This window comes from Mangrovimonas sp. DI 80 (assembly GCF_001975575.1).
Lineage (GTDB): Bacteria > Bacteroidota > Bacteroidia > Flavobacteriales > Flavobacteriaceae > Mangrovimonas_A > Mangrovimonas_A xylaniphaga.
In genome coordinates, this window is the sequence record NZ_MSDT01000008.1 from 122,620 (window position 1) to 144,337 (window position 21,718).

Annotated in this window: 23 protein-coding genes and 1 tRNA gene; 18 read left to right on the forward strand and 6 right to left on the reverse strand. The window is 33.7% G+C overall.

What is annotated here, in order from left to right; genetic code table 11:
* Nucleotide 1 precedes the first annotated feature (1 nt).
* The 4 genes from BKM32_RS15110 to BKM32_RS15125 all read left to right on the forward strand — a co-directional run bounded on the left by BKM32_RS15110 (nt 2) and on the right by BKM32_RS15125 (nt 4,047).
* Nucleotides 2-1,909 (forward strand): ATP-dependent DNA helicase RecQ, encoded by a 1,908-nt coding sequence (locus BKM32_RS15110; RefSeq protein ID WP_076664866.1) that lies wholly within the window; start codon nt 2-4, stop codon nt 1,907-1,909.
* Entirely contained in the window at nt 1,906-2,856 is a 951-nt protein-coding gene (gene fmt, locus BKM32_RS15115) for a methionyl-tRNA formyltransferase (RefSeq protein ID WP_076664868.1), read from the forward strand. The genes BKM32_RS15110 and fmt overlap by 4 nt, the downstream gene beginning before the upstream one ends.
* A gap of 197 nt (nt 2,857-3,053) precedes the next feature.
* The gene (locus BKM32_RS15120) at nt 3,054-3,326 is read left to right on the forward strand and encodes an HU family DNA-binding protein (RefSeq protein ID WP_053977298.1); all 273 of its coding nucleotides are present in this window, start codon (nt 3,054-3,056) and stop codon (nt 3,324-3,326) included.
* 160 nt (nt 3,327-3,486) lie between these two features.
* On the forward strand, nt 3,487-4,047 hold the full coding sequence (locus tag BKM32_RS15125) for a YqgE/AlgH family protein (RefSeq protein ID WP_053977315.1): 561 nt from the start codon (nt 3,487-3,489) through the stop codon (nt 4,045-4,047).
* Here BKM32_RS15125 and BKM32_RS15130 read toward each other — a convergent pair.
* A complete protein-coding gene (locus BKM32_RS15130; protein WP_076664871.1) occupies nt 4,044-4,892 on the reverse strand; it encodes an aminotransferase class IV in 849 nt (282 codons plus the stop codon). The genes BKM32_RS15125 and BKM32_RS15130 overlap by 4 nt on opposite strands.
* Nucleotides 4,893-4,947: 55 nt before the next feature.
* Nucleotides 4,948-5,340 carry an START-like domain-containing protein gene (locus tag BKM32_RS15135; protein WP_053977300.1) on the reverse strand — a complete coding sequence of 131 codons (393 nt, stop codon included), beginning with the start codon at nt 5,338-5,340 and terminating at the stop codon, nt 4,948-4,950.
* A gap of 137 nt (nt 5,341-5,477) precedes the next feature.
* Here BKM32_RS15135 and BKM32_RS15140 point away from each other — a divergent pair.
* The 14 genes from BKM32_RS15140 to BKM32_RS15200 all read left to right on the forward strand — a co-directional run bounded on the left by BKM32_RS15140 (nt 5,478) and on the right by BKM32_RS15200 (nt 18,587).
* Nucleotides 5,478-5,551, forward strand: a tRNA-Met gene (locus tag BKM32_RS15140).
* A 55-nt stretch (nt 5,552-5,606) separates the two neighbouring features.
* Entirely contained in the window at nt 5,607-7,070 is a 1,464-nt protein-coding gene (locus tag BKM32_RS15145) for a tyrosine-type recombinase/integrase (RefSeq protein WP_083702210.1), read from the forward strand.
* Complete coding sequence (locus tag BKM32_RS15150; protein WP_076664874.1) at nt 7,060-7,728, forward strand: hypothetical protein; 669 nt, start codon at nt 7,060-7,062, stop codon at nt 7,726-7,728. The genes BKM32_RS15145 and BKM32_RS15150 overlap by 11 nt, the downstream gene beginning before the upstream one ends.
* Before the next feature lie 126 nt (nt 7,729-7,854).
* The gene (locus BKM32_RS15155) at nt 7,855-8,286 is read left to right on the forward strand and encodes a hypothetical protein (protein WP_076664876.1); all 432 of its coding nucleotides are present in this window, start codon (nt 7,855-7,857) and stop codon (nt 8,284-8,286) included.
* 270 nt (nt 8,287-8,556) lie between these two features.
* The gene (locus BKM32_RS15160) at nt 8,557-9,846 is read left to right on the forward strand and encodes a hypothetical protein (RefSeq protein ID WP_123812137.1); all 1,290 of its coding nucleotides are present in this window, start codon (nt 8,557-8,559) and stop codon (nt 9,844-9,846) included.
* An 8-nt stretch (nt 9,847-9,854) separates the two neighbouring features.
* On the forward strand, nt 9,855-11,318 hold the full coding sequence (locus BKM32_RS15165; protein ID WP_076664882.1) for a CDC27 family protein: 1,464 nt from the start codon (nt 9,855-9,857) through the stop codon (nt 11,316-11,318).
* A gap of 520 nt (nt 11,319-11,838) precedes the next feature.
* Nucleotides 11,839-12,822: a carbon-nitrogen hydrolase family protein gene (locus BKM32_RS15170; protein WP_076664884.1), complete on the forward strand. Its 984-nt coding sequence runs from the start codon at nt 11,839-11,841 to the stop codon at nt 12,820-12,822.
* A gap of 552 nt (nt 12,823-13,374) precedes the next feature.
* Entirely contained in the window at nt 13,375-14,157 is a 783-nt protein-coding gene (locus BKM32_RS15175; RefSeq protein WP_076664886.1) for an SH3 domain-containing protein, read from the forward strand.
* Between the two features lie 6 nt (nt 14,158-14,163).
* Nucleotides 14,164-14,943, forward strand: coding sequence for a M15 family metallopeptidase (locus tag BKM32_RS15180; protein ID WP_076664889.1), 780 nt, complete (start codon nt 14,164-14,166; stop codon nt 14,941-14,943).
* A gap of 679 nt (nt 14,944-15,622) precedes the next feature.
* Nucleotides 15,623-16,720, forward strand: a complete 1,098-nt coding sequence (locus tag BKM32_RS15185; protein ID WP_076664891.1) for an SPFH domain-containing protein — start codon at nt 15,623-15,625, stop codon at nt 16,718-16,720.
* A gap of 2 nt (nt 16,721-16,722) precedes the next feature.
* Nucleotides 16,723-17,076: a hypothetical protein gene (locus tag BKM32_RS15190; RefSeq protein ID WP_076664893.1), complete on the forward strand. Its 354-nt coding sequence runs from the start codon at nt 16,723-16,725 to the stop codon at nt 17,074-17,076.
* A 2-nt stretch (nt 17,077-17,078) separates the two neighbouring features.
* On the forward strand, nt 17,079-17,231 hold the full coding sequence (locus BKM32_RS16525; RefSeq protein ID WP_171971884.1) for a hypothetical protein: 153 nt from the start codon (nt 17,079-17,081) through the stop codon (nt 17,229-17,231).
* A gap of 1 nt (nt 17,232) precedes the next feature.
* A complete protein-coding gene (locus tag BKM32_RS15195) occupies nt 17,233-17,829 on the forward strand; it encodes a hypothetical protein (protein WP_123812138.1) in 597 nt (198 codons plus the stop codon).
* Nucleotides 17,830-17,831: 2 nt separating this feature from the next.
* Nucleotides 17,832-18,587 (forward strand): phage holin family protein, encoded by a 756-nt coding sequence (locus BKM32_RS15200; RefSeq protein ID WP_076664897.1) that lies wholly within the window; start codon nt 17,832-17,834, stop codon nt 18,585-18,587.
* A 78-nt stretch (nt 18,588-18,665) separates the two neighbouring features.
* On the opposite strand, the gene BKM32_RS15205 is transcribed toward BKM32_RS15200, so the two are convergent.
* From BKM32_RS15205 to BKM32_RS15220, 4 genes are all read right to left on the reverse strand, one after another.
* A complete protein-coding gene (locus BKM32_RS15205; RefSeq protein ID WP_076664900.1) occupies nt 18,666-19,133 on the reverse strand; it encodes a thermonuclease family protein in 468 nt (155 codons plus the stop codon).
* Between the two features lie 38 nt (nt 19,134-19,171).
* Nucleotides 19,172-19,861: a hypothetical protein gene (locus BKM32_RS15210; protein ID WP_171971885.1), complete on the reverse strand. Its 690-nt coding sequence runs from the start codon at nt 19,859-19,861 to the stop codon at nt 19,172-19,174.
* A gap of 11 nt (nt 19,862-19,872) precedes the next feature.
* Nucleotides 19,873-20,583 carry a hypothetical protein gene (locus BKM32_RS15215; protein ID WP_076664905.1) on the reverse strand — a complete coding sequence of 237 codons (711 nt, stop codon included), beginning with the start codon at nt 20,581-20,583 and terminating at the stop codon, nt 19,873-19,875.
* Between the two features lie 128 nt (nt 20,584-20,711).
* A complete protein-coding gene (locus BKM32_RS15220) occupies nt 20,712-21,707 on the reverse strand; it encodes a PorP/SprF family type IX secretion system membrane protein (RefSeq protein WP_076664908.1) in 996 nt (331 codons plus the stop codon).
* Nucleotides 21,708-21,718: the final 11 nt, after the last annotated feature.

A 21,718-nucleotide genomic window follows, 5' to 3' on the forward strand; every position in this document is an offset into this window, starting at 1 on the left:
CATGCACCCTATACAAGTTTTAGAACGGTATTACAACCATACCTCCTTTAGACCACTTCAGGAGGAAATCATCAATGCGGTGCTCGAAAATGAAGACACCTTTGCCCTATTGCCAACTGGAGGAGGGAAATCGGTATGCTTTCAAATTCCAGCTATTATCAAAAAAGGAATCTGTATTGTAGTGTCTCCCTTGGTGGCCCTTATGAAGGATCAGGTCAATAACCTAAATGAAAAAGGCATCAAAGCCATGGCCATCACAAGCGGCCTTAGTGCTGAACGATTAGATACACTTTTGGACAATTGCATTTACGGGAATTATAAATTCCTGTACCTCTCTCCGGAACGGCTTCAGCAAAGTTTGGTTCAGGACAGGATTCAACAAATGAATGTCAATCTTATCGCGGTAGATGAAGCCCATTGTATTTCGCAATGGGGAAACGACTTTAGACCCGCCTATAAAAACATTAATGTTTTAAGACGTCTGCACCCTACCGTGAACATGATTGCACTTACCGCAACGGCCAAACCCGATGTGGTAGAGGATATCATGAAGGAGCTCGACTTTATTTCACCTAAGGTATTCCGAGCCTCCTTTTACAGACCCAACATTGCCTATATTGTGGTTGAGGCCGAGGACAAGCTTTATAAACTGGAACAAATACTAAAAAAGCATCAGGGCGCTTCTATTATCTACGCCAGAAATAGAAAGTCTACGATTGAAATAAGTCAGTATCTGTCTCAAAAGGGCTTTTCCAGTACGTTTTTCCATGGTGGGCTTAACAGCGATGAAAAACAAGACCGCTTATATGCCTGGACCCACAACCAAACACCCATTATGGTGGCCACCACAGCTTTTGGTATGGGGATTGACAAATCGGATGTAAAAACGGTGATTCACATCAACTTGCCCGAAAGTTTGGAAAGCTATTACCAGGAAGCCGGTAGAGCGGGTAGAAATGAAAAAAAGGCCTTTGCCGTCATCTTAAAAAGTAAAGCAGACGAGCAACAGCTACACAACCAATTTTTAAAGACCTTACCGAGTATGGACTTCATCAAATTGGTTTACAGAAAGCTTTGCAATTACTTTCAAGTATCCTATGGTGAAGGTGTGAACAGTGTGTATCAATTCAATTTTATAGATTTTTGTAAAGCCTATGAGTTCAACACCACACTTGCCTATAATGTGTTGCAGTTGTTGGACCGAAACAGCGTGATATATCTATCACAACAATTCAACCAACAAAGCAAGGTGCAATTCATAATTAGCAACCAAGCACTTTTTCATTATTTGGACACTCATAGTGACTTGGCCATTATCGTAAAATCCATCCTCAGAACCTACGGAGGGATCTTTGAACATTTACTGAAAATAAATACGAAACTGGTTGCCAATAAAGCAAGTTTGCCAGAAGATGTCATTATTAAAGCTCTGGAACAACTGCAAAAAGATGAAATCATCACCTTTCAACATTCCAACACCGATTCCGAACTCACGTTTTTACAACCACGTGAAGATGACAAAACCATCAACCGAATTTCAAAAATCATCTTGCAACAACACAAATTAAGGCAAGATCAAATCACTTCGGTTATTAACTATACCAATAATGACAGCATTTGCAAAAGCGTCCAATTGCTCAAATATTTTGGAGAAGACGATGTGAAGGACTGTGGCATTTGTTCGGTATGTATTTCCAAAGAAAAACAAAAAAAGCCAGCAAATTCAGACCTTAAAAGCATTAAAAATGCCATTATTACCGCGTTGGAAAACGAACCTTTATCCTCTAGGGATTTAGCCAACCTGCTTCCCTACGAAGAGCATGAGCTTTTAAATGTTTTAAAGCTCATGTTGGAACACCATATAATTAATATTACACCCACAAACACCTATAAATTAACACACACATGAAAAATTCTCCTCGTATAGTATTTATGGGCACACCAGATTTTGCTGTTGCCAACCTTGACGCCCTAGTTACTAAGGGTTATAATATTGTGGGCGTTATCACGGCTCCAGACAAACCAGCGGGTCGCGGTAGAAAGCTCAACCAATCGGCCGTAAAGACCTATGCCCTTTCCAAAGGCCTGAATGTTTTACAGCCAACCAATCTAAAATCGGAAGAATTTATTGAAGAATTAAAAGCTTTGGAAGCCGATTTGCAAATCGTGGTTGCTTTTAGAATGCTGCCAAAAGTGGTTTGGGACATGCCAAAATATGGCACTTTCAACTTGCACGCCTCCTTGTTACCAGATTACAGAGGCGCGGCCCCCATACATTGGGCTATTATTAATGGTGAAACCAAAACGGGTGTAACCTCATTCTTTATAGATGAAAAAATTGACACCGGTGCGGTTATTCTTCAAAAGGAAACAGATATCTCTCCAGACGAAACCGTAGGGATGCTTCACGATCGACTGATGCATATGGGAAGTGAACTTATTATAGAAACTGTTGATCTTATCGCTGCAGAAAATGTGACTACTACTATTCAGCCCCAAAATGACGATTTAAAAACAGCCTACAAACTAGACAAAGACAATTGCAAAATAGATTGGAACCAACCTTTGGATAGCATTTACAATAAAATTAGAGGCTTGAATCCATTTCCATCGGCTTGGTGCTATTTGGAAAATAATGGAGAAACGTTAGCGGTAAAGATTTTTGCCATCGACAAAGAGGAAAGTTCGCCTAATGATATTGTTGGTTCCATTCAAGTAGCAAAAGACCATTTAAAAGTTTCGGTCAAAGATGGTTACCTTCTTATTAAAGAAATTCAGCTTCCTGGAAAGCGCAAAATGGACGTCAAATCACTTTTGAACGGATTTCAGTTTTCAGAGGGGGCAAAAATGCTCTAAACCCTTGCTATTACTGAAAAAATTGAAAACATCGACGAAATACACATCCTTTATTAACAAATCGTTAAAGTTATCAACAAATATTTGCATTTCCCTTGCTATTACTTGCGTGAATGGATTATCCGTATAAATTTGTAAGAGGATTTAACATAAAACGTTTAACCCAACTATTATTTAATAATTAAAAATTTAAATTTATGAACAAAACAGATTTAATCAATGGAATGGCAGAAAACGCAGGAATTTCTAAAGCAGCTGCCAAAAAAGCATTAGATTCATTATTAATTGATATCGAAGGAGCTTTACAAAAAGGAAATAGAGTTTCTTTGGTAGGATTTGGTACTTGGTCAGTTTCTAAAAGATCTGCAAGAGAAGGAAGAAATCCACAAACAGGTAAAACTATCCAAATTAAAGCTAAAAACGTTGTGAAGTTTAAAGCTGGATCTGATTTATCGGACGCTATTAACTAAAAAATTAAGAACTAAAGAAAATTTCTTTTAGTCCTTTTATAACTTATACTTAAAAAACTCACTTTCAAAGTGAGTTTTTTTTTACGGGTATATTGATAGTCAATCATTTTTGTTGGTTTTTAAAAAAAATAGTTTTAGATTTATGATAAATCATACTGCTATGATTACACTTCAACCCAAAAAAGGCCACTTGTTAGTGGCAGAACCATCGATTATTGGAGATATGTCTTTCAATAGGTCTGTGATTTTACTAGCCGACCATTCTGATGAAGGCTCCATTGGCTTTATATTGAACAAGCCACTCCCTTACACACTAGGTGACCTCATTACAGAAACCGACGCCAACATTAAGGTATTCAACGGCGGGCCTGTAGAGCAGGACAACCTGTACTTTATCCATAAGGTCCCGGAACTGATTCCGGACAGTATAGAAATATCTAATGGAATATATTGGGGAGGCAACTTTGAAGTTGCATTGGGACTTCTGAACAGCGGACAGCTGGCAAATTCGGATATCAGGTTTTTCCTGGGCTATTCTGGTTGGGAACCCAACCAATTGGACCGAGAACTACATTCCAATTCATGGGTGGTTTCTGAGAATATTTATAGAAATGAGCTTATCAGAAAAAGCGGAGACAGTTTTTGGAAGGAAAAAATGCTAGAATTTGGAGGCGAGTACTGCATATGGTCCAACGCCCCAGAAAATCCAAGCTACAATTAAGAGAGCCTGATTTTCACATTCAGCTTTTCAACCAAAAGACTCGCTATGGTAGTTCCAAAGGTTTTCTTCCTATACTTTGTTATAGGCTGGATACCTGTGATAACATTGGTCACAAATAGTTCGTCTGCCTTTTGCAGTTCAAAAGGAGAAATGGACGCTTCGGAGAACTCATAGTCACCCATATTCAATAGCAATTCTATAATTTGTTTTCTCATCACACCCTTTAGACAGCCATCTTGTAATGGTGGAGATTTTATTTTGTCTCCCTTCACCAAAAACAAGTTTCCGTTTAGAGCTTCTACCACCTGTTTTTCCGTATTCATCAACAGACAGTTTTGCAATTGGTTTTCTTGGGCATAGATGCTTCCCAATACGTTAATGACCTTGTTATTGGTCTTTAAAGTGCTCAACAAACCTGGAGCTACATAATAATCTTTAAACAAATCTACTTCATAGGATTTATCCCGATCGATGCTATAAAACGGAGTCAATAAGGGCTCTGCTACGACATTATAATTAATGTTTTTATGCAAAGGAGTGTATTTCCCACCTTCTCCCCTATCTACAGTAAACCTGACTCTAGCAGTACCATTGGATAAATTGTTTGCCTGAACTGTTTTTAAAACTTCTTCCTGAAGAAATTCCATGGTAAACTCCATTGGAATTTCCATTCGTAAAATACGCATAGAAGCCATTAACCTAAAATAGTGGTCTTCCAAAAATAGAATCTTGCCATGTACAACTTTAAAGGTCTCAAAAAGCGCATCACCAAATTGGTAGCCTCTATTTTTGATTGACAGATTAAACTGCGTTTCTTCCTGAAGTGTTCCGTTTAAATTGATCATAAAAAAAGTCCCGATTAAAAATCGGGACAAATATATAACTTATATTACTGTTAGTCTAGGCAGAGCCTAAAACATGTTTCAAATCTGAAATTTGGTTCTCCCAAAGCATTTTGGCCTCATCCATTTCATCCTCATCTATAAAATCTGTAATGATTAAGGATACATCCTTAGTAATTTCATCTACCTGTATTTTAATCTCAAAAAAATAAGAGGCATCAACTGCATCGTCATTGAGCCATCTAAATTTTATACGCTCCCCGCTTTTTTTGCTCAGCATTTTTGCTTTCTCCTCACTATCGTCCCAAATAAAGGTAAAGATTTCCCCTCTGGAATTCACATTGTCTGCAAACCACTCGGACAAACCTGAAGGTGTTGATATATATTGGTATAACAATTGAGGCGAGGCGTGGATAGGAAATTCTATTTCTAACTTAATTTTTTCTTCCATATATAACATTATTATCTCGCTCAATATATACATTAATTGGTTAGTTTAAAACAAAAAAATAAAAAATAATTTAATGCATTTATATTTGCGGAAACTAAATTTGTTTATATATTTGCACCCGCGAAAGCAAAAAAGATGGCGAGATAGCTCAGTTGGTTAGAGCGTTGGATTCATAACCCAGAGGTCCCGAGTTCAAATCTCGGTCTCGCTACAAGGAGAAATCCCCCATAAACAAACGGTTTAGTTCACTCTAAACCGTTTTTTTTATGTCCACATTAAATGAAATCCTTACATTTGAACACGAAAGTGAACACAATTTCGCACACGATTTAGAACACAATTTGGCACACAAAACCAATTTTTCCACCCCAAAAATCTACGATGCAAAAGGCGACCTCAAGAAAAGGTGGTATGTCTATTTTTCGTATCGAAATCCAGAAACGGGCAAACTCCAAAGAATGAAAAACATTTATGGAACTGCCCATCTCTACAAGACCAAGGAAGACCGACTGGCGGTACTATCAAAATACAGGATAAGACTTTTGAAACTTTTAAGACAGGGATACAATCCTTTTGCTGATAACACGGCATTATTTCAGTCCAAAAATCCAGGCGTAAAGGTTCTGAATGCTCCTGCTCAACCAAAACTAGTTGAAGAAATACAGCCAGTGGCTCAACCCATCCTTCCTGAAACCACTCCAAAATTGGAAAAAGAAGAAAAAATAGAGGTAATTCCACAGCCAACAGCAGAACCTAAAGTAACAGTTCCTGTTGTTCATGTTGAAGCTCCGAATGAAACCATTGAGAAAGAAGAAAAGGTAATGACCGTAAAGGAAGCCCTCAATTTTGGGATGGAACTAAAAGGGAAGATTGTGAAACCTGCCACCTTACAGGGCTACTCCTACTCTGTCAACATTTTTATCAATTGGATTGAGGAAAACCGCCCAAAGATCAAAACCATTGATCAGGTCAACAAAAAAGTGGCTATGGACTTTTTAAACCATATCCTTTTAACGTCCAGTTCGAGAAACCGAAACAATTACAGGTTAAATCTTAGCAGCATCATGCAGCTTTTGGAAGACAACGACATCATTGTTTCCAATCCAATGAAGAAAATTCCTGTGATGAAAACCAAGCCCAACCGAAACAAGACCTATACCAAAGAAAAGCAGGAAGCAATTTTTGAGTATTTGGAGAAATACGATCCTATATTACTATTGTACATCAAATTTGTATCCTATAACTTTTTAAGGCCTATTGAGGTAAATCGATTAAAAATTAAGGACATCAACCTAAAAAGTAAAACACTCCAATTTGAAGCAAAAAATAAAGTCTTCAAAACCAAGTTGATTCCTGAAATTTTGATCGCAGATCTCCCAGACCTATCTAATATGGATCCAGAACACTATTTGTTCACTCCCGATGCCATAGGGGCAGAATGGGATGCTTCGGAAACCAACAGAAGAGATAATTTCTCCAAACGTTTTAAGGCTGTTAAAAGACATTTTGGATTGGACAGCAATTATGGTCTATATAGTTTCAGACATACATTTATTACGCAACTCTACAGAGCACTGGTTAAGGATTCTACTCCGTTTGCAGCAAAAAGTGCCTTGATGGAGATCACGGGACACACGACCATGGATGCTTTGGAAAAATATTTAAGGGATATTGATGCTTCCCTACCTAATGACTATTCACACTTGTTACAAAAGGCAAATGACCAATAGTATTTTTGAAACCATAAAAAATAACATCACAAGGCTTTTTATCTTCTATGTACCAGAAATCCTTTATGATTTTATACAGGATTCCATTTACAGAGATATTGTTCCAAAACAAGACATAAACACAGTTGCTTTTATGGACAGAGACAGAAAAACCTCTGTTGCCCCGGCAAGATTTCAAAAATATACACTCCTTGAAAAGAGTTCCATATTCGAGGAAAACATCTTCGCTCTTTTGGATGCCAAAGAAACGCTAAGTAAGGCCCAATTTGAACATTTATTAAAAAAGTATTGGGAACATTTGGACTCCTATACAACTCTATCACAATGGATGCACGATAACATACATGAGTGTATTCATTTACCTAGTGAATCCATTGTAGAACTTTTTGCTATCCAAAAACAGCTTTTTGAGAACCATCGAAACCTTGTTATTGAAAAATATGGGAATCCAATATCAAATGAACGCATAAGACTGTTCAAAGAACGCATGGAGAAACAAATGGACTCTCCTAATTTTAAGGTGACCGTTCCAATTTTACTGGCTCCAACACCTCCTATCAAGAAGAGTCCCGAGCCTCGAAAAAAGAAAAAAGAATTGATCACTGATGAAGAAGTCGATAAGATGTTGTTGGAAACTGTTTTTAATGTACTCTATTAAAAATGACTACAATTGTTATCATAAATAAAGGTTTAAAATAGACTACAAATGTAGTCAGCATCAACAGTTCAAACTGAAAAAACAAAAAATATACGGCAAACGAACGTTCATTTAACGCTTAACTCATTGGAAAACGAATTTTATATCTGCCACTATTGCCAAAAGGAATATACCCCAAAAAGAAGACGCGCACAAAAGTTTTGCAGTAATTCTTGTCGTTCAAAAGCCCATCACGCAAAAGGATCAAAACCGACAACTGAGGTCATCGTAACCGAACCGAAGGAGGAGAAAAAGCAGACTGTAGAATCCATGAGTATTGCGGGAGTTGGAAATGCTGCAACTGGTACAGCCATTGTCGAACTCATAAAAAGCTTCCTAACTCCCGAACTTAAAAAAAACGTTACAAAAGAAGATTTAAACACATTGGTAACACGAATCAAAGGAAGATACCACCCAATAAAAAATCATCCTTCCCTACCCGATGGCAAAAAACCATTTTACGATATGGAAACACAAGAAATTGTTTATTGGGCTCCTGCTCCTTGGTTGAAACATTAAATTTAATATCATCCAATATCTTTGGATATTCAAAAGACTTTATGAAAAGTCTCAAAATTTTGTAAGCTTTTTTATTACATTAGTGACTCCAACCAAACCCACAATGCACTACAGAACACCATACATTTTTCGCATACCATGCCTGCAAAAACTGTTCACTTCAGCCAAAACAAAACATTCATAGCACCTATATCAAAATTAAACTCAATAGCATTCAAACATATGTTAGCACACATTAGAAGAATAAGTTTGATTAAAACCTTTCATTCAATGAAATTTACAATCAGCTTTATGGTTTCACTTATGACCTTTGGCACTTGGGGACAAAGCAATACTGTCTATTACGAAGGTCAAACTAAAACTAGTGAAGAGCTTAAAAAAGAAGTTGATGCCTTAACCCAACAAAAGGAGCATTATAATGCCATTAATATTGATTATAATACTGCACGGGATTTGGAGGATGAATATTTTAGGCTTATTAATAGTGCAATAGCTAACAAAGATGAAACCCAGATTAATCTAGCCATTAAAAAATTAAAAGAAGCTAGAGAATTGATGGGAAGAGCACACACCAAATATATTTCCTACCAAAAATCTATGGGACTGCCAATTATTCCCTTGTTCGAAGACACCTATAATGATGTACTTAAAAGGTACGACGAATGGTTAAAACCAACCAATATTGAAAGTAACCGAGCCCTGTGTAAGCCCATAACCGAATTTTATCTAATAAAACCTGAGAATAAAATTATTACATTAAATATGGCTCCTAAACATACCAATGAAGATTTTTGGGTGATTGGAGATTATAACAAAACTGGGGAAGTCAAGATTAACAATACTATGTACGATTTGAACAGGTTTGAATACTTCTGTTTCTACATTTCTTCTACTGATTTTTCCAACTGGGTAATAATGGGATTATTTCCTCCTGAAACAAACACCAATGATTTTGAAAACCTATTAAGTCATAACAATACGATATGGTATAAAAATTTCAGTGCAATAATATCAAAATACAATTCAATAAACACATTATTAGAGGAATCTGGATTCACTATATCAGAGAGTGACGCTAATGGTGTGTTTAGGATATATAACGAGGTGCCACATCGTAGAACAAATGTTGGATCAACCTCACTTCACAGCTTATGGGACAAAAGCCAGGATGGATCTGAAACCATAAAGCTATATTTCGAAGAACTTGCACTACGTTTAACTGATCACAGTTTAGCTTCTGTCAACCGCTCAACAATAACCAAATCGAATCCTGAGTTTTTTGAAACTAATACAATTTACAATGAATTAATAAGCATTTACAAATTTGTTCAAAATGATTCAAGGAAAAACGATTTTAAAAGCTACTATCTGAACAACCATAATTTTTTATATAGCCAGAGTAATATTAATCATCGAAAACTGTACAAGTATGAAGATCATATGAGTGGTAAATACAATGATGACTTCGTTAATATGAAATTCGATATCCTTATAACAGTCCAGATATTTAGAACGATATACAGTGAACAAGGTTACATATTGAAAACAATTAATCCTTAAGAAACATAATGAAAACGTTAAGAACTTTAATCATAGCCATACTACTTTTATTCTTCCTAAATACCAAACTATATCCTCAAAGCCCAAAAGAACTTTTTTATACGGCTACAGAGCATTATCAAAATAAAAGATATAATGATGCTATCAAAACTGTAGCAACAATTGAAAGTAATTTAGGAAGATCGAATGCAGTCCTAGAATATCTTAAAGTAAAATGTTATTTCGAATTGAAAGAATTTGACATGGCAGAAAAATCACTTCAAGCATTTTTTGAGTATAAAGCCGCAGATTACATGGTTGATGAAATGCTGAAATATGCTGATAACATTAGAAACGAAAAAATTACAGGTAAAAAAACATCTTTAAAAAATGAGCAAAATACAAGTCTTGAATTGCATTCTAAAATTCAAAACGAAGTGTTCAACAAAGAAATATCTAAAATAGAGTCCAAACTTGCTCAAAATAAGGCTTCCTTAAAAAATAATGAGGTAAAAAGAGTAAATGAAGCAATAAACACCGAAAAGGAAGAATTTGAATTTGCTTTGGAAACAAATAAAATTGAGTATTTAGAAGAGTTTTTAGTTAAACATCCAAAAAGCACATTAAAAAAAGAGGCCGAATTATACATTGAAAAATTTAATATAAAAAAGCTTATTGTTCGAAACAACAATCAATTACCTTTTCTCAAATATCATAGAAATATAGAACACCTAACGATATATTATGATTGCAAGCTTGAGTCTTTTCCTGAAGAAATATTAGAGCTAAAAAAACTAAAATTCCTAATAATTAATCCATCTCTTTCCAATATTGGACTTCCTGAAGAGATTGACAAACTTAGAAATTTGGAATATTTATATCTTGGGGGAATAGACTCTTTACCAACAAAATTTGGAAACCTAACTCATTTATCTGAGTTCACATGTGGTTATGGTCCAAAAAGTATCCCTAAAGGATTTTCCAACTTAATAAACTTAAGGTCATTAAAGATTTCACCAAAATACCATCGTAATAACATTGAAGAGATTTACGAACTACCAAATTTAGAATCGTTGGAAATAGATGCCACACAAATTGATGACTCAATTGTAAATCTGAAAAAACTCAAGAAACTTAGTCTGTACTTTACAGAAACATTATCATCAAAGATTGCCGAATTGGATTCCCTTGAGGAATTACATTTAAATGGTTCTAAAATAAAATACATATCTGGTGATTTTTCGAAGTTGAAAACATTAAGAAAAATTAGTATTCACAAACAACTAAATATTAGCCACTATAATTATCCACTTATGGATATATCTTCTCTACTTAATGCTCCATCTTTGGATTTCATTGAATTAGGACTAAACGAAAAAAGTTATTATAAGAAAGAACTTAAATATATTAAGAATAACAGACCTGAAATAAACATTTCGATAGTAGATAAACGAAAAGGACAACAGTGGCATTTGGATAATATTCTGAACTAGTCAAAACTTTAAAAAAAATAGCAGGACAAAAAATCTAGCTTTACCTGTACCCCTTTAAAGGAAGGTACCACCCATCAAAAATGCCTCTTACTCACCAGATGGAAAAAAACCGTACTATATGGAACCCCAAGAGATCGTTTATAAGCTTCCTTCTCCTTGGTTGAAAAATTGATTTAATTCTTAAGCTCTTTCTTAGAAAAACTTCTATTATATCTCCAAAAGCCAAGTAATGATTTGGCTTTTTTTATTAACCTAGAGAGACCTATTCAACCGACTCCCTACTTCCCTAAAAAAACAAAGTCATTTTCATACAAGATTGACGTAAAAACATGACTTAGAAAATGCATACTCATTATATGATGGGATTAATTTCCTTTAGATGTTTTTTCGATATTACTTATATTGTAAGAGATAACTCTTTCCGATCTAATTATAAAGCAGATAAAAACCAACTAAAATGAATAGACGATTAAAAAGTATGAGCCTTAGCCTTTTTATGTCAATGCTATTAATACTAACAATGAGTTGTAGCAATAAAAAGAATATTCGGGTCGCTGCAATCCAACTTAATGTTAAGGTGGGGCAATTTGATGCCAACCTTGCCAATGCCGAAAAGTACATACGAAAAGCCTTTGAAAATGACGCAGACCTTGTACTTATCCCTGAGTTTTTCACCTCCCCTGGGTTTGGTTTTCCTTACAATAAAAAGGTAGTGGAGGACATAGAACCTTTTGAAGGAAAATCATTAAAACTTCTCAAGTCGCTCTCAAAAGAATATAATGGAATTATTGGAGGATCTTTTCTAGCCTTTCATGGAGAAGAAATCCATAATAGTTTTGTACTTGTCTTCCCCGACGGTCAATATTTTGTACACAATAAAGATTACCCAACCTACCATGAAAATTGTTTTTACTCAGGAGGAGATGATGATGGCGTTTTTGAGACTGAAATTGGAACTATTGGGGTGTCTTTATGTTGGGAATATCTCCGCACTGATACAGCCAAAAGAATGTTGGATAAGGTAGATCTTGTTATTGGAGGCTCTTGCTGGCCAGCGTTTGAAGATCCCGAACAATCAGTTGATGAAAATCACCTTGCCCTATTGCAAAATGCCCCTGCCGATTTCGCAACTCTGCTTGGGGTTCCCGTAGTACATGCAAATCATGTAGGGAAAGTAAGCGAAAACTATACCTGGGAAGACGAACCAATAAATTCTACCATGTATTTTTTGGGAGAAGCAAAGATTGTTGATGGTTACGGTAAAGTCATTAAGAAGCTATCCTATAAAGATGGCGAAGGTATAATTTGGGGAGATATCAAAATGGGCAAAGTTAAAGAATCAACTCCCCCGATTCCCGACAGATTCTGGATACCTCAATTTACAGAAGAACAACACCAAAACTGGAAAGCCGCTTTATCAGGTCCATATCGTAAATTTTATGAAGAAGTTACTTTGCCATACATTCTCAAAAGACAGGAAAATGGAAGCGATATGGAACTATAATGACTCCACCCTTAAAAGTGTAAATCTTATTTTTTAGTAAACCCCCATCTCTGATTATCAAAATACACTATTCTAAACGTTGCAACGATCGTTGCTCATCCAATCTGAACCGTTGCAAAATGGGCTTTCAAACGTTGCAACGATAGTTGTTTTGGTTACAAATGACACCATTTTCTAGGATAGAATTGGCAAAATATAGTTTTTACAAAAAATTTCATTTGTACGTAACTTCTCCACAAACTTTTCATTGGACAAATAAGAAAAACTCCAAACGATTAAAAATAAATAACTTGGAAAGCATTTTTTCATCTCTAAAAAATCTTACGGAAAACCGCAACAAAATGTAAGTATTTTTTTATTACTTTTGGCGGACCAACCCAACCAACCAATGTACCACAGCACCCTGTTCAAAGTGTTTTTTCATACCATACGTATGTACCGACACCCAACTTCTCAAAAAACATACATGATAAATTTTATGGTGATAAGCAAGATAGTTTGTTTATACCAATTATAAAATTATTAATAAACTAACATTAAAAACAACCATTTATGAAAACAAAAAATACTCTGGAGAAAAAAAATGAGTCACTAACAAATGGATTAGCAATTACAGGATTAGTTCTAGGAATTTTAGCATTAGTAGTTTCTTTTATCCCTTGCTTTGGAGTTTACGCAATTCTCATTGGAGTAATAGGACTCATCGTTTCTTTAATTACATTTATTTTAGCTTCTAAAAACAACTATCCTAAAGGTTTAATAATTGCAGCATTATTAACTTCTCTTCTCAGCTGTTCAATAGCATATTGGCAAAAAATAAGAATGCAAGACGCAATTGAAGATTTCAAAAATGATTTAGATAAGAGTACTGAGCAATTACAAAAAGACTTAGAAAAAAGATCTGAACAGTTTAAAAAAGAAGTTGATGAATTGATGAAAGAGCAGGATGAAATTGATAAAAAATTCATTCAAGAAATGAAAGAAACAGATGAGGAATTCATAAAAAAAATGAATGAAATTGACCAAAAACCTAATACAACAGAGAAAGTTATTGAGCCACCAGTGGAAACAAAAAAGAATGAAATAGATCCATTAATGAGTATCACAATAACTGTTGATAATTTACGTGCAAGAGTTTCTCCTTCTCTAACAGCTGAAAAAATTGAAAACCTAGAGATTAATACTGAAGTTGAATACTTAGGGATGCGTTCTAACGAAGAAACGGAAGTCGAAATAAAAGGAGAGAAAATTTCTGCTTATTGGTATAAAATAAAAACACCTTCAGGGAATATTGGTTGGATACACGGATGTTGCTTTACTCAAACATATGATTAAAATAAAATGAAGAAATTATTTATACTTTTTATACTAATTTACTCATGTAAAGAAGAAAAGCCAGTTGCCGAAAACAGAAACATCATTGCTGATGTTTCTGTTCCTTCTAAGACCATGGAAGAAGAAAAAAAACAAAAACCAATAGAATATATTTACGGTACTGATTTTTTGCTAGGCAAATTCAACTACAAAAAAGACAGTACTTTCACTAAAGTAAGTGACGTCCATTCTTCTAAAACTCTCTATATAAAAAAAGAGGTTTATGAGGCATTTATTAACATGTATAACCATGCAAAGGCCGACAACATTGATTTGAAAATAATTTCTGGCACAAGAAACTTTTACGAACAAAAAGCTATTTGGGAGCGAAAGTGGGAAAAATACAGTAGTTTAGATTCAATAGATAGAGCACTTAAAATATTAGAATATAGTTCAATGCCCTCCACTTCTAGACATCATTGGGGTACTGATGTTGATTTGAACAACCTTAACAATTCTTACTTTGAAACTGGAAGAGGAGAAAAAGAATATAATTGGCTCATAAACCATGCTCATACTTACGGTTTCCACCAAGTATATACTTCTAAAACAAATGGAAGAAAAGGTTACAATATGGAAAAATGGCATTGGACTTATCTGCCTTTAAGTGAAGGTTATTTAACCTTCTATAATAAAAACGTAAAACTAAAGGACATCACTGGTTTTAAGGGAGCAGATTTGGCCTATAAATTAAACGTTATAGAAGTTTACGTGAACGGTATCAGTAATTCTTTAAAAATTGAATAACCAAAGAACTTACCTCATTATAAATGTTACTTTTATTCTAATATTTTTTTTAGGCCTAGCCTATTTATTCTTTAGCCAACAGCATATAGTTTGCTATTATAAAGAGCATTATAACGTGCTTTGTAAAACATGTGGTTTAACAAGAGATTTTAAATCTATTATTAGGTTAAATTTTAAAAACCTAATCAATGGATTTTCATTGTATTTTTTTCTATTTCTTTTCACTTTTTGGCTATCTAGAATCGTTAGCTCCATCTTTATCTTAAAGCAAAAAAATCTAAAAAAAATATTTATCTCCGATTTCACTATAAACCTTTTTGGGGTTATTATAATTGCCTACACACTATTTAGTTAATTTTTTTTAGGGACCACTTAAAACAATTCAAAAATTTTAAATAATACACCTAAGGTTTACTTTCAAAAAGCTAACTGTAGTATTACGGAAAACATCATCTGTTTGTAAGCATTTTTTATTATTTTAGACCACCAACCAAAAAATCCAACCTATGATCTACTCACAATTCAAGATGTTGTTTTTCCATTTTTACAACATGACAGACTCAGAATTTTACGCAATTCAACAATTTCCTTACTAGACCAATTTTAGATTTAAACAATTACACAAGGAACCCACAAATGGATAAAACTAGAAATTGAATAAAAAATTCATTCACAAATTATGGCATTAATTGATGTAGTTAAATACCAAGCAGAGGAAAATGAGTTTGTTTGGAAATTCCCTTCCAATGATTTAAAGATTGGAACTCAAGTTGTTGTTAATCCTGTTCAGCACGCTTTTTTCATAAAGGGAGGTAAAGTATTAGACGAATTTGAAACTGGAACTCATACAGTTAAGACCGAAAATATTCCGTTGCTTAATAAAATTATCAATTTACCTTTTGGAGGAAACTCTCCTTTCCAAGCAGAAATTTGGTATGTTAACTTGCTAACCAAATTGGACAACAAATGGGGAACAATAACTCCCATATTATTAGAAGACCCAAAATATGGAATTATTATTCCTGTTAGGGCTTTTGGACAATATGGTTTTAAAGTTTCTCATCCAAGAACATTTCTAGAAAGTTTGATTGGAAATTTATCTTCATTTTCTGCCAGTAAAATTCAAGAATACTTTAAAGGAAAAATAATTTCTGCGTTAACAAGTTTGATTTCAAAAAAATTAATCAAAGAAAATATTTCTATTCTTGAAATAAACCTCTTTTTAGATGAACTATCAACTTTTTGTCAAGAAAAAATAACTGATGAATTCAAAAAATACGGATTAGAAATTGTTAATTTTTATTTTATGTCCATAAATGTCCCTCTTGACGACCCTAGTGTTGTTAAACTCAAAGAGGCAAAAGATCTTACTGCAAAAGTAAAAATTACAGGTAAGGAACTTTATCAAATGGATAGAAGTTTAGATATTTTAGATAACGCTGCAAAAAATGAAGGTGGCGTTGCAGGGGATTTAATGGGTGCAGGTTTAGGGTTAGGTTTGGGAGCTGGTGTTGGTAGTCAAATGGGAAATATTTCAGGTAACCTTAACACAAAAAACAATCCTCCATTTCCACCTACTTTGTATTATGTATTGATTAACAATGAACAATCTGGACCATACAATATTGTTCAGTTAAATCAATTAATTAATGCAGGTAAAATAAATAAACAATCATTGGTTTGGGAAAGCAGTTTAGAAGATTGGACATTAATAACTGAAGTAGTTGAGTTGTCTAAACTATTTAAAAGCACACCTCCACCACCTCCAAAAATTTAGATATGACTAAAATTATATTATTACTAGGTACTTTATTAATTATTACTAATACAATTATTGGTTTATTGCTTTCAAACTACCTTTCTTTCAATTGGATTTCTGTAGATGTAGTATTATTTATAAACACACTGCTACTTTATCTACTTTCAATGAATCAAACAATGAGTGATGGATATAAAATAAGTTTGTCATTCATACTTCCTATTTTAGGTTTAGTTTCAGTTGTATTAGCTGTTTTAAGTGAAGAGGAATATAAAGACAACTATTATCTAATTGGTTTCATAACAATCTTAACCATCGAAATAATTTTATATGGAGTTGCGACAAACATAAAATCTATAAGTGAAAAAAAATAAATATGGAAGATAAAACAAAAGAAATTCAAAGTATTTTATCAAGTCTTGATGAAAACGAACAAATGAAAGTTATAATAGAATGTGCTTCTAAAGTAGGTACGCAGGAGTGGAAAGAAGCTATAGATGATTTAATGAAAAGAATGGGAATGAAATAAAATGAGCAAAATAAAAATACTTTCTTGTTCATCCTGTGGAGCATCGTTATCACCAAACGCTATGAAATGTGATTTTTGTGATAACATAAATGTTATATCCAAAGAAACAAGTCCATTTAAACTAAACTCAATATTATCGAAACAATATTTGAGTAGCACAGAATTATCAAAAGACACTTTTAATTGTGCATTACTGCATTTGAATTTAAAAAATTATCCAATTGCAACTAAACTACTTGAAAAAGAAATTGAAAATAATCCAATAAATGCAGATGCTTATTATTATTGTGCTTTGTCCTTAACAAATGGAAAACGAATAAAATCGTTACCTTTTAGTATAATAAAAAAAATAAAAAATTATTTAAATACTGCAATTGAATTAAACGAAACTTCAAAATTCTATTTTTTAGCAGCTATTATTAATTATGATTTTTTTCAGGAAAATGGAATGCTTTTGCCTGAACCTAATTATAATTTTTTACTTCTAAAAGTAAAAGAATTTAATTTAGAAAATGACGATTTAGAATACTTAAAAAATATTATTGAAATACCGAAAAATGAAATATTTAATAAAATAATAACCAATCAAATATTATAAAAATGAACAAAAGAGAACAAATTAAAAACTGGTTTTATTATTCAGAAACATCTATTGGAATGTTAATACTCGCTGGAATTATGGCAATATTTGCGCTTTTTGGTCTATTCGCATTATTAAGCGGAAATTTCAGTTTTGGAATACTTGTTGGATTAATAATATTTGCTGGTGTACCTGCTTTTATTTTTTATAATTATTCAAGAAAAAACACGTTACCTACAGAATCACAGCTTGATAATTGGCTCGATGAAGATATACAAGCAATTATAAAAGACAGACCATTTAATAAATTAGGAATTTCTAAAGAAGATTTAGTTGCTGAATCAATGTTAGTAGTGGGGCCAATATATTGGTATGTAAATGGTTTTGACCAGAACGATATATTAGCAAAAGAAGGTAAAGACGGTTTCAACAGATTTACGGCTTGGACAGTCCAGCTATTTATGTTTACAGAAAACTATTTATGTAGTTATAAATGTGATTACAATTGGCTTAAAAACACATACATTAATGAATCAACTAACGAGTTCTTTTACAAAGATGTAGTTTCTGTAAAGACAGATACCATTTCTTCTGCTCATACACTAAAAGATGGACAACAAATGGTTCATTCAGAGGCATTTCAATTAAAGCTTATGGGTGATGAAGTTACTGTAATTACAAATGATGCTAGTTTAAAAACAAGTTCTACTATGACAAGTAAAGCAGAAAAAGCTGTTCAATCAATAAGGGTTATGTTAAGAGATAAGAAAAGTTGATTATGACAGAAGGTAGTATCTCACTGAGTGTGTAAAGTTTAAAAATATCGAGGGTCAAAAGCTCTCGATATTTTTGTTTTACTTCCTTTTCCGTTTCCTCCATTCCGAAGGAGCTATGGAAGCAGCATCTTGCCATAACCCTATTTTATCATTCTTTGCTTTATCTTCCAATTCTTGAAGAATAGGTTCATTGGAGTATTTCACATAGTGCCAAGCCAAACCATTTCTTACCAACTCATGGCTAAGATTTAATGAATCTCCATAAAATACATTTGCAATAGATCTTCCATATCTATCCCTTTTAAGCTCTTCTATCGTAATGTATTTACCAAAAATGGCATCGGATGTAAATTGCTTTGCCTTTTGAGAAAAAGGTTGTTTTCTCTCTGGACAATCGATATTGGCTAGGCGAACTTTGACAATTGTCGAGTCTTTTGTCAATAATTTGAAGGTGTCTCCATCAGTTACTGAAACCACCTCTCCAGAAATGGTATTTTGTGCAAAGCATAAAAAAGGGACAAAAAATAAAAGTAATAATGTTTTCAATTAATCTTTTTTAAAAAAATTCATTTGCAAAACCAGAATTAAAACTTAGCATCAACAGCGTCCTTTTCCAGAAGCAATGAATTTAAATGTTTCAATGCATTTACTATTGACTCGGCTTCAGGTATACCACTTACCCGCATAACTAATTTATGCTTATCCCATTTATCTTTTCGATCATTCTTCAAAATGGAAACGAAAATATTAATAAAAGCTAATTTATCTGAACGCTTGGATACCCTTTGAAACTTATACACATTGGAAAAATCGTATAGCAACCCATCGTTAACAGGGTCCACTCCATTTCGTCTCAGGACAACCAATCTAAGATAATTTCCCTCAAAAGTGGCCTTATATGGCCTTTTAAAAGTATCTTCTTCATACCCATACTTATTTATGTATTCTACTATAAAAGCTTTTGTTTCCTCTAGAGAAATATTTTTCAGTTCATTAGAGACCTCTATCTTTGAAAAATTTTCTCTAGTTCCATTTTCATATATGATCAAAGCTACCTGTTCCTTACTAATATTTCTCAATGGACCATCCTGAAAATCGAACAACTTATATTTGATCGATTCTGGAGTAATTTCCAACACCTTTGACTCGATTTCTTCGCCATCAAGCTTTACAATAACATCTTGTCCGAAAGAGTATAAGTTGACTCCCATGACAAATAGTATTGTAAAAAAGCACTTGTAAAATTGAATGTTCAGCTTATTAATGTTTTTCATATCCTCCTTTTTTATAATCTAACAACAAAGCCTAAATCCAAAGCTACATCAAATTCTGTCCCATATCCATTAATGACATAGGTTGTTCCTGCTCCAACATTGAAACCAAATCCAACCTTTTTACCCCATGCGAAATCCGCTCCTAATAGGGCTGAAGGCCCATAAGTCAATTCTTTGTTTGAAGAGCTATAGTAATCATAATAATCATCTTTCCAGCCCACAAGCCCAAATTGGGTGTTTAGATACAACCCTTTATAATAAAAGAACTTTAAACCTGCAGAGGCCAAAACGGGCGCTTCAGGAAAATACCCTGCTCCAATATGAGCTCCAAAACCAACTATACCTCCAGTTCTAAATTGGGCTCTAACCCCTGACCCTCCATAACTATTTCCGTAGCCAACACCAAGCATGAAATACTTACCGTCGTATTCATTGCCTCCTCTTGAAGTTTCAACCTTTTCAGAAGGCATAGCCAATTCATTTTTTATGGTAATTGTTTCCCTTGTGCCATTCTCGTATAAAATCATAAAAACATCGGTTTTATCAATCGTCCTTATAGGTCCATCCTGCATATCGAACAACAAATATGAAATAGTTGTTTCTGATATTTCTTTAACTTTAGTCTTCAATTCACTCCCATCATGCTTTACAAGGATATCTTGAGAAAAGGCAGTTAATGAAAATGTAAGAATTAGTAATAATGAAATGCTGATTGTTTTCATAAAGTATAATGTTAGTTTAGCTTAATATTTGACAGTAAAACTAACTTGTACACACCAATCTTCTTTACGGAAATCCGTATTTGATGACTTTTGAAGTTCATTTCATTAAATCGACCTCTAGTAAATTTCTACCTCTTTCTACTTCTATCAATATTACAGCTTCGGCATCTAGAAAGATAGGTCACTGAAAGCTCATAAACACCATTGGTGTTTCCAATACTGGAAGTATTAAAGTCATAAGAAAATCCAAATCTAAAATCCGAATATTCAAGCCCTAAAAAACTGTTGACCGAAGTCAATATATGACTATTGGCACCGTTCTTCGCTGGATTGGTTACCGCTGTGACCCCAAGTAAAAAGTCGTTAACTTGAAATAAAGGACCAATATCCAACCTATTGTATTTTCCCTGTTGCATATAATTAACTACCATCATGATACTTTTATCCAACAAAAAGGGGAAGCGGTAGTTTGCATTTAAGGAGTAAAAAATATCCAATTTTAAATTTTCTCCTTGGACAAACGATATGTTTGGACGGTTAAGATGTTTTGCAGAAATTCCGAACCAATAAGCTACTCCGTTTCGTTCTTCTTTCTCAAAAACAAATCCTGATGATATATCCAAAAAAAATACATTGTCATTGTTTAACGCCAAAGGATCCACAGAGCTTGAATTATTTACACCTGTATCCAAATTTATTTGATCTGCTAAAGTGAGTGTATTAAATTGAAAATCCTTAAACCCCATACCTACTTCTATAGCTGGCCTAAAATACCAACCTCCATCCAAATTTACCTTATGGGCATAACTAGCATTAATTTGATTATGACTGTAATTTGTAAAGGATTCATGTTGTCGTAGAGCACTGATTCCAAATCCAAAAGCCGTGTCATAATCAAAGGACTTATTCCAAAAAAAGTACTGGCTGTTAATTTTCAATCCCAAATTTGGCCATTGGGTTCGATGTAAAATTCCTGAATACGTCCTTCCACTATCCTCAAAGCCAATAAATCCTGGATTAACAGTTTCCTGGATAAAAAAAGATTGTGTAAATATGGGATCTTGTGCCTGTACCTTATACCCCACTAAAATGAATAATATTAAAATTAACTGTTTTGATTTCATTATAGGGTCTA